This is a genomic window from Paenibacillus sp. A3M_27_13 (assembly GCF_024213315.1).
In the GTDB taxonomy this organism is placed as follows: Bacteria; Bacillota; Bacilli; order Paenibacillales; family Paenibacillaceae; genus Paenibacillus; species Paenibacillus polymyxa_B.
The window spans coordinates 30,528-44,767 of record NZ_JANAVE010000010.1 but is presented as its reverse complement, the minus strand read 5'-3'; the positions used below and the strand labels follow the sequence as shown (position 1 = coordinate 44,767).

The 14,240-nt window shown below is 44.9% G+C and carries 10 protein-coding genes; 7 read left to right on the top strand and 3 right to left on the bottom strand.

Features of this window, described 5'->3' with window-relative positions:
* The first annotated feature begins 118 nt into the window (after positions 1-118).
* Positions 119-613 carry a DUF2798 domain-containing protein gene (locus NLX82_RS23995; protein WP_209942099.1) on the top strand — a complete coding sequence of 165 codons (495 nt, stop codon included), beginning with the start codon at positions 119-121 and terminating at the stop codon, positions 611-613.
* Positions 614-828: 215 nt separating this feature from the next.
* On the opposite strand, the gene map is transcribed toward NLX82_RS23995, so the two are convergent.
* Both map and NLX82_RS23985 read right to left on the bottom strand, forming a co-directional pair.
* Positions 829-1,575, bottom strand: a complete 747-nt coding sequence (gene map, locus NLX82_RS23990; RefSeq protein WP_023988527.1) for a type I methionyl aminopeptidase — start codon at positions 1,573-1,575, stop codon at positions 829-831.
* A gap of 26 nt (positions 1,576-1,601) precedes the next feature.
* Positions 1,602-2,324, bottom strand: coding sequence for a TetR/AcrR family transcriptional regulator (locus NLX82_RS23985; RefSeq protein WP_254349163.1), 723 nt, complete (start codon positions 2,322-2,324; stop codon positions 1,602-1,604).
* A 399-nt stretch (positions 2,325-2,723) separates the two neighbouring features.
* On the opposite strand from NLX82_RS23985, the gene NLX82_RS23980 reads away from it, so the two are divergent.
* The 5 genes from NLX82_RS23980 to NLX82_RS23960 all read left to right on the top strand — a co-directional run bounded on the left by NLX82_RS23980 (position 2,724) and on the right by NLX82_RS23960 (position 11,643).
* Positions 2,724-2,996 carry a CD3324 family protein gene (locus NLX82_RS23980; RefSeq protein WP_254349205.1) on the top strand — a complete coding sequence of 91 codons (273 nt, stop codon included), beginning with the start codon at positions 2,724-2,726 and terminating at the stop codon, positions 2,994-2,996.
* Positions 2,997-3,258: 262 nt separating this feature from the next.
* The gene (locus tag NLX82_RS23975) at positions 3,259-4,266 is read left to right on the top strand and encodes an alpha/beta hydrolase fold domain-containing protein (protein WP_254349162.1); all 1,008 of its coding nucleotides are present in this window, start codon (positions 3,259-3,261) and stop codon (positions 4,264-4,266) included.
* A gap of 204 nt (positions 4,267-4,470) precedes the next feature.
* On the top strand, positions 4,471-6,537 hold the full coding sequence (locus NLX82_RS23970; RefSeq protein WP_076161182.1) for a thioredoxin domain-containing protein: 2,067 nt from the start codon (positions 4,471-4,473) through the stop codon (positions 6,535-6,537).
* Positions 6,538-6,937: 400 nt separating this feature from the next.
* On the top strand, positions 6,938-8,938 hold the full coding sequence (locus tag NLX82_RS23965; protein WP_076161185.1) for a methyl-accepting chemotaxis protein: 2,001 nt from the start codon (positions 6,938-6,940) through the stop codon (positions 8,936-8,938).
* A gap of 143 nt (positions 8,939-9,081) precedes the next feature.
* Complete coding sequence (locus tag NLX82_RS23960) at positions 9,082-11,643, top strand: hybrid sensor histidine kinase/response regulator (protein ID WP_076161190.1); 2,562 nt, start codon at positions 9,082-9,084, stop codon at positions 11,641-11,643.
* 5 nt (positions 11,644-11,648) lie between these two features.
* Here the strand turns inward: NLX82_RS23960 and NLX82_RS23955 are convergent, their stop codons facing one another.
* Positions 11,649-12,335: a response regulator transcription factor gene (locus NLX82_RS23955; protein ID WP_023988534.1), complete on the bottom strand. Its 687-nt coding sequence runs from the start codon at positions 12,333-12,335 to the stop codon at positions 11,649-11,651.
* Between the two features lie 591 nt (positions 12,336-12,926).
* Here NLX82_RS23955 and ectB point away from each other — a divergent pair.
* Positions 12,927-14,189 carry a diaminobutyrate--2-oxoglutarate transaminase gene (gene ectB, locus NLX82_RS23950; RefSeq protein WP_023988535.1) on the top strand — a complete coding sequence of 421 codons (1,263 nt, stop codon included), beginning with the start codon at positions 12,927-12,929 and terminating at the stop codon, positions 14,187-14,189.
* Positions 14,190-14,240: the final 51 nt, after the last annotated feature.

The window sequence follows — 14,240 nt, the reverse complement described above, 5'->3', positions numbered from 1 at the left end:
AGTTGTTATAATTGTTAGATCAGTGTGTAGAGATATTGGTACTAGTTTTAATGACCAAAAATATATGTCGCATGATACGTCTACCATCTGAAATATTTTTATTTCGGAGGGAAACAATATGTATAAGGAAGAAAGACTGCCTCAAAACGCAAAAGAAGGTATATTATTTTTATTGATTATTTCAATTATTTCAGTAAACACGATCGCCCCAATTATTATGGGATTGGAGCGCGGCTTTAGTAAAGAAAATTATTTAGAAACGCTAAAGATTATTCCGTTTATGTGGATTATCGTTGTTTTGTTAGTAAGATTGGTTGCGGGACCGTTAGTGGGTAAAGTGATACCCAAATTCGTAGGACAAACAGATGGATTTAATGCTAGAGTTTTATTGAATACTTTATTGAATGTTACGGTCTTATCTGTTCTTCTAACCATTATAGGAACTTGGGTTGGTACGAAACAAATAAGCCTAGAACCTTTTCAGAACTTCTTTCATAGTTGGTTTAGAAATTTTGGTGTAGCATTTTGGATTGAGCTATTGATTGCTCAGCCAATAGCAAGATTTGCAATGAAAAAAATACACGCAAGACAGGCTAGCCAAGAGAGAGTGTAAATCCGTAACACGATACCAAAGTCATAATAAAAAACCGCATAACAACGTGGTTTTTCGTAAATCGGTAAAGTTACAAACCATGTAGAAAAAGCGCTGGTCCCAGGCTGGAACCAGCGCTTTTTCGCGTTTCAGATTACGAACTTTCGTCAAGCCAGGCAGGCCAGGTTGGCGACTTATTTCCTAAATGACGCTTTGCCGTCCGTTCGCCTCTATTCTTACTGGGCCGTTAAAATCAGTGGTCCGTCCGACGTAACTGCGATCGTATGCTCATATTGCGCTGACAACTTGCCGTCGGCCGTTCTCGCCGTCCACTGATCATCGTCGATCGTGATACGGAACGTACCTTGGTTGATCATCGGTTCAATCGTAAACACCATGCCTTCCTTTAACCGAATGCCTTTGCCGGCTACGCCGATATGCTCGTAGCTTGGCTCCTCGTGCAGGCTCCGCCCGATCCCATGCGCCAGCAGATCGCGTACGACCGAAAACCCGTTTGATTCCGCATGCTGTTGAATCGCCGACGTTATGTCGCCGAGCCGGCCCCCCGGGAGTGCCCGGGCGATCCCCAGATCCAAGCATTCCTTTGTCACCTTCATTAATTTTTGCGCTTCCGGCCGGATATTGCCCACCGCATAGCACCAGCACGAATCGCCAAACCATCCGCCGTATTCCACGACGATGTCGAGCTTCAGCAAGTCGCCGTCCATAAGCGCCTGGTTCGAAGGAATGCCGTGGGCCACCACATCGTTGACCGAAATGCAGGTTTCGGCGGGGAAACCGTTGTACCCTTTCGTAAACTGCTTGCCGCCCAGCTTGGTGATGTGTCTGGCAACAAAGTCATTGATTTCCCGGGTGGTGATCCCAGGCTCGATCAGTTTGGCCACCTCGCGGTAGCAGTCCGCAACGATTTGGCTCGCCGGCTTCATTTCTTCGATTTCCCTAGGTGATTTTAGAATGATCATCTTTGTCTATTCGCTCCTTATCAATTCTATAATTTTAAAAACCGGGCGATATCCATGGCCTCCTCGTGCAGCTTTCCGCGGCGAAGCGAAAGCGAGGCGCAGCCGACCAAGGCGGCCAGCAGCATTTCCGCGCGCTGTAGCCGATACGGCGGCTCCGCCGCGTTTCCGCCGGAAGCGGCAGCCCGGTCCGCCGCACGACCGGTTTCCAGCAGCGCGGCAAGCGGCGCGAGCACCTCCCGGCGAAAGGCGGCCAAGAGCGGGGCCGAGCGCGCTTCAGGCAGCGAGGCAAAGCCCTCACCGGCCAGCTTATGCAGCAGGTACAGGGCGTGGTCCTCCGCCCAAAGCTGCAGCAGCCGAATGCCGGCGACGGCGACGGGGCCAAGCTCTGCGGCAGCGGCCGGTTCGCGGCTTTCGCTTTGGGAATCCGCGGCAGCCGAGTTCCCGGTGTCCGCCGCAGCAGCCAAGCCGAAATGCCCGCCCGTTGGCGCCTCCCCCGAAGCCGAAGCGCGCGGGGCCTCCAGCCATCCCCCGGCCCGCTCCAACGCGTCCCATAGCAGATCGTGGAGCAAATTGCCCTTATTGCTGTAATAATGGTATACCGTGCCATAGCCGAGTCCCGCTTGGACGGCCACATCGCGGATTTCCAGTAAAGGCCCTTTATTCAAAAACACATCGGCAGCGGCTTTCCGGATTTGCGCCAGACGCCGCAACCGGATCTCTTCGTTTTGTTCCTTCGTGCGTGGAGACATCTCGTCCGTCACCTCTTTTATTTTTGACCTGCTCTTATGTCAATATAAAACATCGGCTTGCAAATAACAAGAGTCGGGCAAACAAAAGTCCCGGCAACACCTCATAAACGAATGAAGATCAGTTATATATCAGCTCAATTTTAATGGTTGGATTGTACTGATATCATTTAGCTGGTCCCAGGTGAGCAGAAGTTATGCTATACTTGCGAAGTAAAAGGGGGTGCCTACTGATGGAGAATCTATTGGGATTGTCTGTGACTTCTTACACTCATGCAAAGCCAATTATTAGGAAAGCGTTACTTTGTATGGGGCGAAACAATTTTTAACGCTGAACAAGCTTTTTTAATATTTTTGGCTTTGCACCTTATTTTAAAGAATCAAAATAAGGGGCGAGCAAAATTGAGATATACGAATTCTACAAAAATTTTACCTAAAAAACTAATTATGGAAATTCAAAAATATGTTCAAGGAGAGACTCTGTATATTCCCAAGCCAAAAACGGAATATATGAATTGGGGCAGTTTGAGTGGCGGGAGAAGGTTGCTTGAACAGCGAAATGCCGCAATCAGAAATGCTTTTCAAAATAGCAGCAGTATCGAGCAATTAGCTAAGGAGTTTTTCCTCTCTACCGAAACCATTAAGAAAATAGTTTATTCACATAAAAATACCTAGTTTGTAAAGTGGCGTGGTACTCTACCCGCATAAATGAATTTAATTTTGGCCTCATAACGTGGTGAGCTTAGGGCGTGATCGGATGATCGCTGTGAACGACCAATCCGTCACGTCTTTTTTTATGCCAAAAATGATTCTAAATCGTTGTTTTCATTTATAAAGCTTATTTTAATCTTTAAAATATGAATATAAACGACAGCAACAATTGAAATATGTATTGATTCATTGTCTTTAAAACAAGAAAGCGGGGGAAACGATTACTATGGGGGAGCAAAGAAGTAGAAGTAGACATCTGATTGATCCAGAAATTATCAGTGCAGTTGATTTAATACCAATAACCGACCTTACCGAATCTACACTAATGGAAGCACGTAAAAATCAATCTCAAATGATGCAACAAATAGATGTAACGCAGATGTTCCCTATTACATTAGAAAAAAAGGTTGTGCCAAGCTATTTTAGGGGTCCAGATATTCAAATAGAAATCATTAAGCCCTCACAATCAAAGCATCATAAGATGCCTCTATATTATTCGATACACGGAGGCGGGATGGTCTTAGGAAGTCCAGTCGTGGATCGTCCTGCTAATGCATCTCTTGCTTCACAACATGGTTTTTGTTGTGTATCTGTGTACTATCGCCTAGCACCAGAGCATGTACAGCCAAGTCAGTTACAGGATTGTTATTCGGGCCTAAAATGGTGTATTGAACATGCGGAAGAGTTAGGGATAGATACTCAGAAAGTTGCCGTAGGGGGCAGCAGCGCTGGCGGCGGATTGGCGGCTGGCCTAGCCTTGTACATTCGTGATCAGAAGGAATTCGAAATCCATCATCTAAGATTAATGAGGCCAATGCTAGATGATCGCACAAGCACCGCACCAGAGCATCCATACTCAGGAGAGTTTATTTGGACAAAACAAAGCAACTATTTTGGCTGGAAATCTGTATTGGGGGATGAACCGGGTCAGGAGGAGGTAAGTGAGTATTATGTGCCGGCCCGTGCTAAGTCATTGGCCGGATTACCACCGACTTATATAAATATAGGTACCCTTGATTTATTCATTGATGAGGCCTTAGTTTTTGCAAAACAACTGGCCTTTGATGGTGTCTTAGTGGAATTACATGTCTATCCCGGGTACCATCATATGTCTCCCGCGTTTCCGGATGCGCATTTTTCAAAAGAAGGGGCTAGAACAAGTGAATACGCCTTACTGAAAGCTCTGGAGATATTTGATATAAATTCTAATGAGTATAATGCTAAACTCCTCTAATAAGCTCCGACCTCAGCGTGTCAATGTCGCCAAGGTGATTGCGATAAAACTCAAGTTGATCGTGCTGGATGAGTCGGTGAGGGAGAGGGATACTGATATATTCTAATCTGATATTATCTTTTTTCATCCCTTCCGACTTTTACCACCCATTTAGGGTAAAATAGTACCAAGCATAAAATCCAACTACGGAAGTGGTGATGTCCCATGACAACGAGCAGCAAACCGAATAGACTAGCCAAGGAAAAATCACCTTATTTGCTACAGCATGCTCACAATCCAGTAAATTGGTTCCCTTGGTCAGATGAGGCTTTTGAAATTGCTAAGCGTAATAACAAGCCTATTTTCCTATCTGTCGGCTATTCCACTTGCCATTGGTGCCATGTAATGGGGAGAGAATCTTTCGAGGATGAAGAAGTAGCTGAGGTATTAAACAGGGATTACGTATCCATTAAGGTGGATCGTGAAGAACGTCCGGATGTGGATCATATCTATATGTCCATCTGCCAGACGATGACGGGGCATGGAGGCTGGCCACTGACGATATTGATGACGCCGGATCAGAAGCCTTTTTTTGCGGGGACGTATTTGCCCAAGGAGCAGAAATTTGGCCGTGTCGGACTGTTAGAGCTGCTGGACAAGGTGGGTACCCGGTGGAAAGAACAGCCCGAAGAGCTGGTGGAGCTGAGTGAGCAGGTGCTTACCGAGCATGAGCGGCAGGACTTGCTTGCAGGTTATCGCGGTGAACTGGATGAACAGAGCTTGAATAAAGCTTTCCATGAATACAGCCACACCTTCGATAAGGAATATGGCGGCTTCGGGGAAGCTCCTAAGTTTCCTTCTCCGCATAACCTGTCTTTTTTGCTGCGATATGCACAGCATACGGGGAATCAACAGGCACTGGAAATGGCAGAGAAGACGCTGGATGCGATGTCCCGGGGCGGAATCTACGACCATATAGGCATGGGGTTCTCACGATACTCCGTGGACGAGAAATGGTTGGTGCCGCATTTTGAAAAAATGCTGTATGACAATGCTCTGTTGGCCATCGCGTATACAGAGGCTTGGCAGGTGACAGGCAAGGAAATGTACCGACGGATTACAGAACAAATCTTTACATATATCGCAAGAGACATGACGGATGCAGATGGTGCCTTTTATTCGGCGGAGGATGCGGATTCCGAAGGAGAAGAGGGGAGATTCTACGTCTGGGACGACTCTGAGGTAAGGGCTGTACTAGGCGATGAGGATGCTGCCTTTTTCAACGATTTGTATGGAATTACACCTTACGGCAATTTTGAAGGCCACAACATTCCAAACCTGATTGATATCAATCTGGAAGCCTATGGGATCAAGCATGACTTGACTGAGCAGGAACTGGAGCAGCGGGTTAGTGAGCTACGCGCCAAGCTGTTTGCTGCCAGAGAGCAACGGGTTCATCCTCACAAGGATGACAAGATTTTGACCTCGTGGAACGGATTGATGATTGCTGCTCTGGCGAAGGCAGGACAAGCTTTTGGAGACACGAGATATACAGAGCAAGCTCGGAAGGCTGAGACGTTTTTGTGGAACCATTTGAGACAGGAGAACGGACGGATGTTGGCACGTTACAGGGACGGAGAAGCAGCTTATCCCGGTTATGTAGATGATTATGCTTTTTATGTGTGGGGCTTGATCGAGTTATACCAGGCGACCTTCGATATAGAGTATCTGCAACGGGCGTTGACGCTCAATCAAAATATGATCGATTTGTTCTGGGATGAGGAACGGGACGGATTATTCTTTTATGGGTCAGATAGTGAGCAGCTAATTGCCAAGCCTAAAGAAATCTATGACGGTGCGATTCCGTCGGGTAACAGCATCGCGGCCTATAATTTTGTGAGGCTTGCGCGGCTAACGGGTGAATCTCAATTAGAGAACTATGCAGCCAAGCAGTTTAAGGCTTTTGGCGGTATGGTTGCTCATTACCCGTCAGGCCACTCCGCGTTGCTCAGCGCGTTGTTGTATGCGACGGGAACGACGAAGGAGATTGTGATTGTAGGTCATAGGGACGATCTGCAGACCGTACAGTTCATTCAGGCAGTTCGAGCTGGGTTCAGGCCGAATACGGTCGTTATTTTGAAGGATGAAGGACAGTCGGAGATTGCAGAGACGGTTTCTTATATCCGTGATTACAATCTTGTGGAAGGCAAACCAGCCGTATATGTGTGTGAGCATTTTACCTGTCAGGCACCTGTTACCAGGCTTGAAGATCTGAAGGTGTTGTTGGATTGAACTGAATAAAGCGATCAAACCTAATCCCCTTGGGGGTAGTAAGCATATGGTGATTATCGAAAATGACCCTATGTTTGCTACCTTCAAGGGGATTATTTTCATGTTAAGAGGTAGGTATAGTGAAATGAAACTAATATTTTCTTAACATGTGCTACGCATTTTTTTTAATATTTTTTAGGTATATTATATCAAAGAACCGGTTCCGACCAGCCTTGCTGTTTTCGAAAATAAGTACATATACCTATTTAACTAGCGTGTTTATATCTTTTATGTCCAAGCGTTTTAGCAGCAGATGTGAAAAATGTGAAAGAGAGTCTGTCGGGTGATTGTCATCATCGGCAAGACGAAGAGGTTCACCATAGGTTAGGAAATCTAGGTAATGAAATGGAGATGTTTATTAATGAAGAAGTTATCAGGAAAAAAGTGGCTAGTCGCAAGGATGCTCAGCAAAAATTTTAAAACGAAGCTAATGGTCGCCTTTATTGCCTTTCTGATTTTACCGTCCATGATCGTGGGGGCTTTGTCGTTTGTGAGCGCCAGTCAGCAGATTCGAAACCAGATTGAAGAAAGTGCCGAGCAGGCTATCATCCGCACTAATTTTATTATTGATAGTACTATCGAACCCAAGGTACATGACGCAGAATATTTTGCAGAAAGACTAAAAGGCAATCGGGTAGAGACGGAGGAACAAGCGGCCAAACTGGAAGAGTTTTTTAAGCAATATGCTGCACTTCATCCTGAAGCAGAATCCATCTCTTATGGTACGAAGGATGGTAAATTTATAACCTATCCACAGAAGCAATTACCGGACAATTATGATCCACGGGTCAGACCTTGGTACGATGAAGCGATAAAAGAGCAAGCAAAGACAGCGATTAGTTCTCCCTATCTTTCGGCAAGCTCGAAGCAAATGACGGTTACGGTGTCCCGGGCAACGTCAGATGGATCGGGTGTTATTGGCATTGACCTGAAAATTAGTGGTATTAAAGAGACGTTGAACAATATTAAAGTAGGTCATGAAGGTTATGCCATATTGCTGGACAGCAACCATACCTACATTGTACATCCGACGAAGGAAGCAGGCACCAAAATTACAGATATTGAATCACGCATGTTTCAGAGCGATACTGGTGAATACGAGTATAAGTATGAAGGCCAGTCCAAATATATGAACTATGCAACTAACAAGCTGACTGGCTGGAAGATAGGCGGAACGCTGTATTTGTCTGAAGTCGATGAAGCAGCAGGCCCGATTTTGATCAGCACTTTACTAACCATCGTCGGTTGTCTTGTGATTGGTATTATCATTGTTTATTTCCTGATTCGTTCCATCATCAAACCGATTTTAAAGTTAAAAGAACAAGCGGTAAATGTGAGCGCCGGAGATCTAACACAGGACATTCAAGTAAAGAGCGAGGACGAGATCGGAGAATTAGGAGTGGCTTTTCAAAATATGCAGAATAACCTGCGATCTGTCATTCAGAACGTAGGGAACAGTGCAGATCATGTCGCAATTTCTTCGAATGAACTCACAATAAGCGCGGAACAAACCAGTGCTGCAAGTGAGCAGGTGTCCCAGGCTGTGCAAGAAATTGCCAGTGGTGCAGAGAAGCAGACTACAGGGCTGGAAAATAATTCGGTGGCCCTGGATGAAATTGCACAAGGGATCACCCAAATTGCTGAACGATCGATTTTGGTAGCTGATTTGGCCAAACGATCTGCCTTGCAAGCCGAGGAAGGACGAAAGTCTGTTGAGCAGACAGGCGAGCAAATGAATTCCATTCATCAATCAGTAGAGCGTTCCAACCAGATGATTCAAACCTTGCAAGCCCGCTCTCATGAAATCGGTGAAATTACGAAAGTTATCGGTGATATCTCCAATCAGACAAACCTGCTGGCATTGAATGCAGCTATTGAGGCAGCCAGAGCGGGTGATCATGGAAAAGGCTTTGCCGTCGTTGCTGATGAGGTGCGTAAGCTGGCAGAGCAGTCTCAGACATCCGCCACACAGATTGCCACCTTGATTGCCGAAATTCAGCATGAAACCGAAACAACAGTGAAGACGATGGACAGGGTCACGACTGAGGTGCAGGATGGACTGCAGATTTCCAAAGCAACCATTGTCAAGCTAGGTCATGCGATGGAAGGCATTCGAGAGACAACGCCTCAGGTAGAGGAGGTCGCTGCGATTGCAGAGCAAATATCAGCCAGTGTACAAGAAATTGCAGCGACAGCCAACGAGCTGGCGACGATTGCAACCGGTAATGCCGCCACATCTGAGGAAGTTGCTGCCTCCTCACAAGAGCAACTGGCTTCCATGGAGGAAATATCAGCTTCTGCACAGTTGCTTTCAACGATGGCTGCTGATTTGAAGGTAATGATCAGTCGTTTCAAATATTAAAATGAACTTGAACCCTATGGAATGTATAGTACAATGAATGCTCGGGACAGTTCTTTAAGCCTTATGGCATAAGGAATCTGTCCTGAGTTTTTTTATATTTTCGATATCTCACAAAACATGGAAGATTATAAGGGGGCGAACACTTGGTTCGAGATTTAGTGCTATATGCTATCTTGATATTATTGTTAGTTTTGATTTTTCAGCGGCAGCTTGTTCGTCAGGCGATTACAGGTGTTTTTTATGGAGTGGCAGGAATTCTGTTCTTATATTTTGGCATAAGTGATAAAACACTGCTGACCTGCGTGCTGGAGCTGGGGATGGGTCTAATGTTCATGACGCTGTTTGTGCACGCTTTAACCACCGCTAAGTATTCATATGGACAACGTTTGTTAGACAAAGATCGTGATCTGCTGAATTTACTTCGGGTTCAACCTGGCTTTACCTTTAGGCTGGAGAAAAGTGGTGATGAATTTTATTATAGGCTGCTTGAAGGTGAATTGCTGGAGCGAGTGGGTCTGAATCTACAAGTCAACTACAATAAAAGGGAGCATGTGAAGCGTCTCGGGGACATTTTGGAGCTTTCCTCTGAAACGATGGAGCAGCTAAGTCAATACTACAAACAGGCCTGGTTCGGTGATCGGACCGTATTTGAATTGGAGTTTTGGGAATATTCGGCTCTCATTACCTTACATCCGGTTAGGGAGGACGGGAATACCAGGCATGTTATCGGTCACGTGTTGGATATTACAGAGTATAAAGCCTCTGAGCAGAAGCGAAAGGAGATGGACGAGGCTAACCGTGCGAAAAGCACTTTTTTGGCTCATATGAGTCACGAAATTCGCACCCCGCTGAATGGAATCATCGGTCTGTCAAAGCTGTTAAATAAGACTGAACTGACTGCCGTTCAAAGAGATTACCTCCACAAGCTTCTCGCTTCCTCTCGTACCCTTTCATCCATGCTCAGTAACGTATTGGACTTTTCCAAAATGGAAGCCGGCAGTCTGGAACTGGAAAAGGTAGAATTCGAGCCGGAAAAAATGCTTCGGCATCTCGCAGATACCGTTGGAACTTTACTTGAAGATAAGGAAATAGAGGTCGTATTTATAACGGACCCGGCGTTACCGAAAAGCTTTAAGGGAGACCCTCTTCGAATGGAGCAGGTGCTTTCAAATCTTCTGACCAACGCCATCAAGTTTACGGATCAGGGACATGTATTGTTACAGGTAAAAATGCTAAGTCAGCAGGAAGGGCGAGTAGGCGTTTCTTTTATGGTAGAAGATACGGGCATAGGAATTTCCGATTCATGTATAGACAAGCTATTCGTCCCTTTTATCCAGGCGAGTACATCAACCAGCCGCAGATATGGGGGCTCTGGGCTGGGTTTGGCCATTAGCAAGCATTTGGCTGAAGCTATGGGCGGGAAAGTAGAGGTGAAAAGTCGATTAGGAGAGTACAGTCAATTTTACTTTAATGTCGAGCTGGAAACTGGGGAATTGAATGCAGGAAGCACACGAATAGAAAAACAAATCAAAGGCAAAGCCTTAATTGTTGCGCAGCATGAACTGGTGAGATACAGCTTGAACGAACTACTGCAAGACTTGGGATTAAAAACATTCACTAATTCATCCTTCCAAGAAAGTGTGGACGCTTTTCAAAAGGGTGAGCATTTTGATTATGTTATCATCGATATGGGGATGGAAGGTTTGAGAGAACTGGACTCCCGGAGGCAGTGGCTTCAAATGCTGGATAGGCAGATAACTCAGATTATTGGACTTACAACCGTGTTTCAGATGGAAACAATAGCTGCAGGGGACATGAATCATAGTGTGGATGCCTTTTTGTCCAAGCCCGTTACCCGAAACGCTCTGCTGGAGGTTCTCTGCTGGAAGAAGGAACAGTCAGTGCCAGCAGATGGTAATACTCTGGAGACTCATGCGACGATGAGTTCCCACAATGAGATAGGGGATACAACACAGAAGTATCAAATTCTCATAGCAGAGGATAACGAAATTAACCAGGTGGTGATTACCGAGTTTTTAGCAGAGCGTAACTTTGAGGTAACGATGGTCACGAACGGAAGAGAACTAATAGCGTTACTGGAACTGCGTTACTGGGATATGGTGCTGCTTGATTTGCATATGCCAGAGATGGATGGTTTTGAGACGGCGAGGCATATTCGGAGAAACAAAGCTTTTAACAGGCTTCCCATTATCGCTTTTACCGCTGATGCTGTGCAGCATGAACAGGAAGTTTGTCTTCGTGCTGGTATTAATGCCGTGTTGTTCAAGCCTGTCCATGAACTGACCGCTGCTAGAGTATTAACTAGCTGGATTAATTTAGCGTGGCTGCAAGATTTACATGGTATTCACGCTGAGCAGTCGATAGCAGGCATGGATGGCAAGGTGTATATTTTTCAATTTGCCCTTTATAAATGGATACAGGAATACCAGTATCTCGATAAAAGAGTTGTGAGAAAAATGGACAATGGGCAGTTATCTTCTGCTCTTCGATTAATCCACTCACTTAAGGGAGGAACGGGGAACCTGTGCGCGCCTGAGTTGCTGGCAAAGGTAATAGAGCTGGAAAAGGCATTGAAGCGCAGCAATGAAACCTCAACAGGAGCACTGTATCCAGACTGGAAAAAGCATCTGAGCACGGTTCAGAAGGATATTAACCAAATCAAGTCATCACTTCCCTGGAGCTGACCGTGTTATTGCATAAATTTGTAGCCGATTCCCCAGATGGTCTTGATTAATTGCGGTTTCTTAGGGTCTTTTTCGATTTTTCTGCGTAAATGGTTAATATGTACGTCCACAGCCCTTTCATTAATAAAGGAGTCTGTGCCACGGAGAGCCTGAATCAAAGCATACCTGCTGAATACAATTCCCCGGTTCAAATAAAAAAGCTTCATGAGCTCAAATTCTGAATATGTTGTCTCCACATTCTGTCCGTTAACGGTAATCATTCTTCTCGCTAGATCCAAAGTAATGCCGGTTTCAGGTTCAGGTGCTCTGCCTCTTCCTTGCAAGCGCGTGATTTCAATACGACGGAAAAGAGCCTCCATCCGTGCTTTTAGCTCTTGCATACTAAAAGGCTTGCAAATATAATCATCTGCTCCCAACGTAAGTGTACGAATACGCTCTGATATGTTGTTTTCTGTAGAAATCACGATGATGGGCACGTCCGTATGCTTGCGTATGAGTGGGCAGGGATTTACCCCATCCAAATCTGGAAGCAGCAGATCCAGCAAAATAATATCGGGCTGTACGATCTCAAGCCGGGCAATACCCTCAGACGCTTGTTCCACTCGAGTAACGTTGTAGTCTTCTCCTGTTAAATACAAGGAAAGGGTCTCTCCCAACATATTGTCATCTTCAATAATTAAAACATTAGACATGATCATATTTCCTTATCTTTCTATCAAATTCGAGCCAAATAGTTAGGATAACTGCAATGTTTACAACAAGTTTTTGGCAGGTCCTGTTGATAGAGTAAACTCCTTTGGACAGTCTGTCAAAAGATCAGGTTTGTTGTGACAATCCTGTGGACAATTAGTCCAGATGTATATCTATTTGATATGGAAATGTACTATTTTTGAGATTTATTACTATAATACGACATTTTTCGTTTTCTTTTAACAATATACTACAAGCCATTGATGATAAATTACAAAAATTTAACAAAACACATCAGAAACATGCATTGACTTAAATGAAAATTATGGTATTTTATTACATAGGAGTTGACATCCTCTGATAGGCCTCTTAGAAAAACCCACTATTTAATCTTCTACTAACATACTCTCATGTGCTATCTCTGTATTTAATTTTCGTACTTTAATTGTTCTTGTGATCATACTTATGATTCTTTGGTGTGGATATCCCAGTGTGAATTCAGACTGTCTACTCATTTAGATTACATATTTACATTTTTTTTGCTTTCCATGCTTGTATTTTTTAAAATCAGGTCAGCGGGAGGACGAGAGATCATGAACACATTCGAAGCGCTGGAGTCCAATGTAAGATCCTATTGCAGAAGTTTTCCAGTTGTTTTCAACAAAGCTAAAAACGATGTACTGTACACGGAGGCAGGCAAGGGTTATATTGACTTTTTTGCTGGGGCAGGGGCTTTGAACTATGGGCATAATAATGATTTTATGAAAAACCGGATATTGGATTATTTAAGTTCCGATCGGATTATGCATGGTCTGGATATGTACACGACAGCTAAGCAAGAGTTTATTGAGTCTTTTTCAGAGCGTATTCTCCAGCCCAAGGGCTTGAATTATAAGCTGCAATTTTGCGGACCGACCGGAACCAATGCGGTGGAAGCAGCACTGAAACTTGCACGCAAGGTGAAAAACAGAAATGGTATTTTCGCTTTTATGGGCGCGTTCCACGGAATGTCGCTGGGTAGTTTATCTATTACCAGCAACAACTCCATGCGAGAGAGCGCAGGGGTTCCCCTGAACAATGTTACCTTCATACCTTATAACAGCACATTTAACGGAATGGATACCATTTTGTATATGGAGCAGCTTTTAACAGACACCCACTCGGGTGTGGAAAAGCCTGCCGCGATCATTTTGGAAACGGTACAGGCTGAAGGCGGTATTCATATTGCAGATACCGAATGGTTGCGTGATTTGCGACAGCTGTGCGATGACCATGATATTTTGCTCATTGTTGACGATATTCAAGTCGGTTGCGGTCGAGTTGGTTCGTTCTTCTCATTCGAGCGGGCGGGAATTGTTCCTGATATGGTTGTTTTGTCCAAATCGATCAGTGGATACGGTTTGCCAATGTCTCTGTTGCTACTCAAGCCAGAATTGGATATATGGAGTCCAGGTGAGCATAACGGCACCTTCCGTGGAAATCAGCTTGCTTTTGTCGGGGCAAAGGCTGCGCTGGAGTTCAGAGATACGGTAGAGCTGGAAGCACAAGTGAAGGAAAAAGAGGCTTTTGTTCAGCAGTTCTTGCGTGAACATATCCAATCGATAGATCCTCTAATTGAAATTCGCGGCATGGGACTAATCTGGGGAATTGATGTATCCCATCTGGGAGAAGCGTTCGCCAAGGAGGTAGCGACTCTCTGCTTTAGTAGGGGACTCATTATTGAACGTGCTGGGCGTAACGATACGGTAATTAAAATCATGCCAGCGTTAACGATAAGCTTGGAAAACTTGCGTAAGGGCTGCGACATTATTAAAGAAAGTATGGCACAGGTAACCAGTACGTTGGTTACGATGTAAATCGATCAGTAAAGCCCCTTGGCTGGAGCTGCCGTCTGCTGTAAAGCAGGT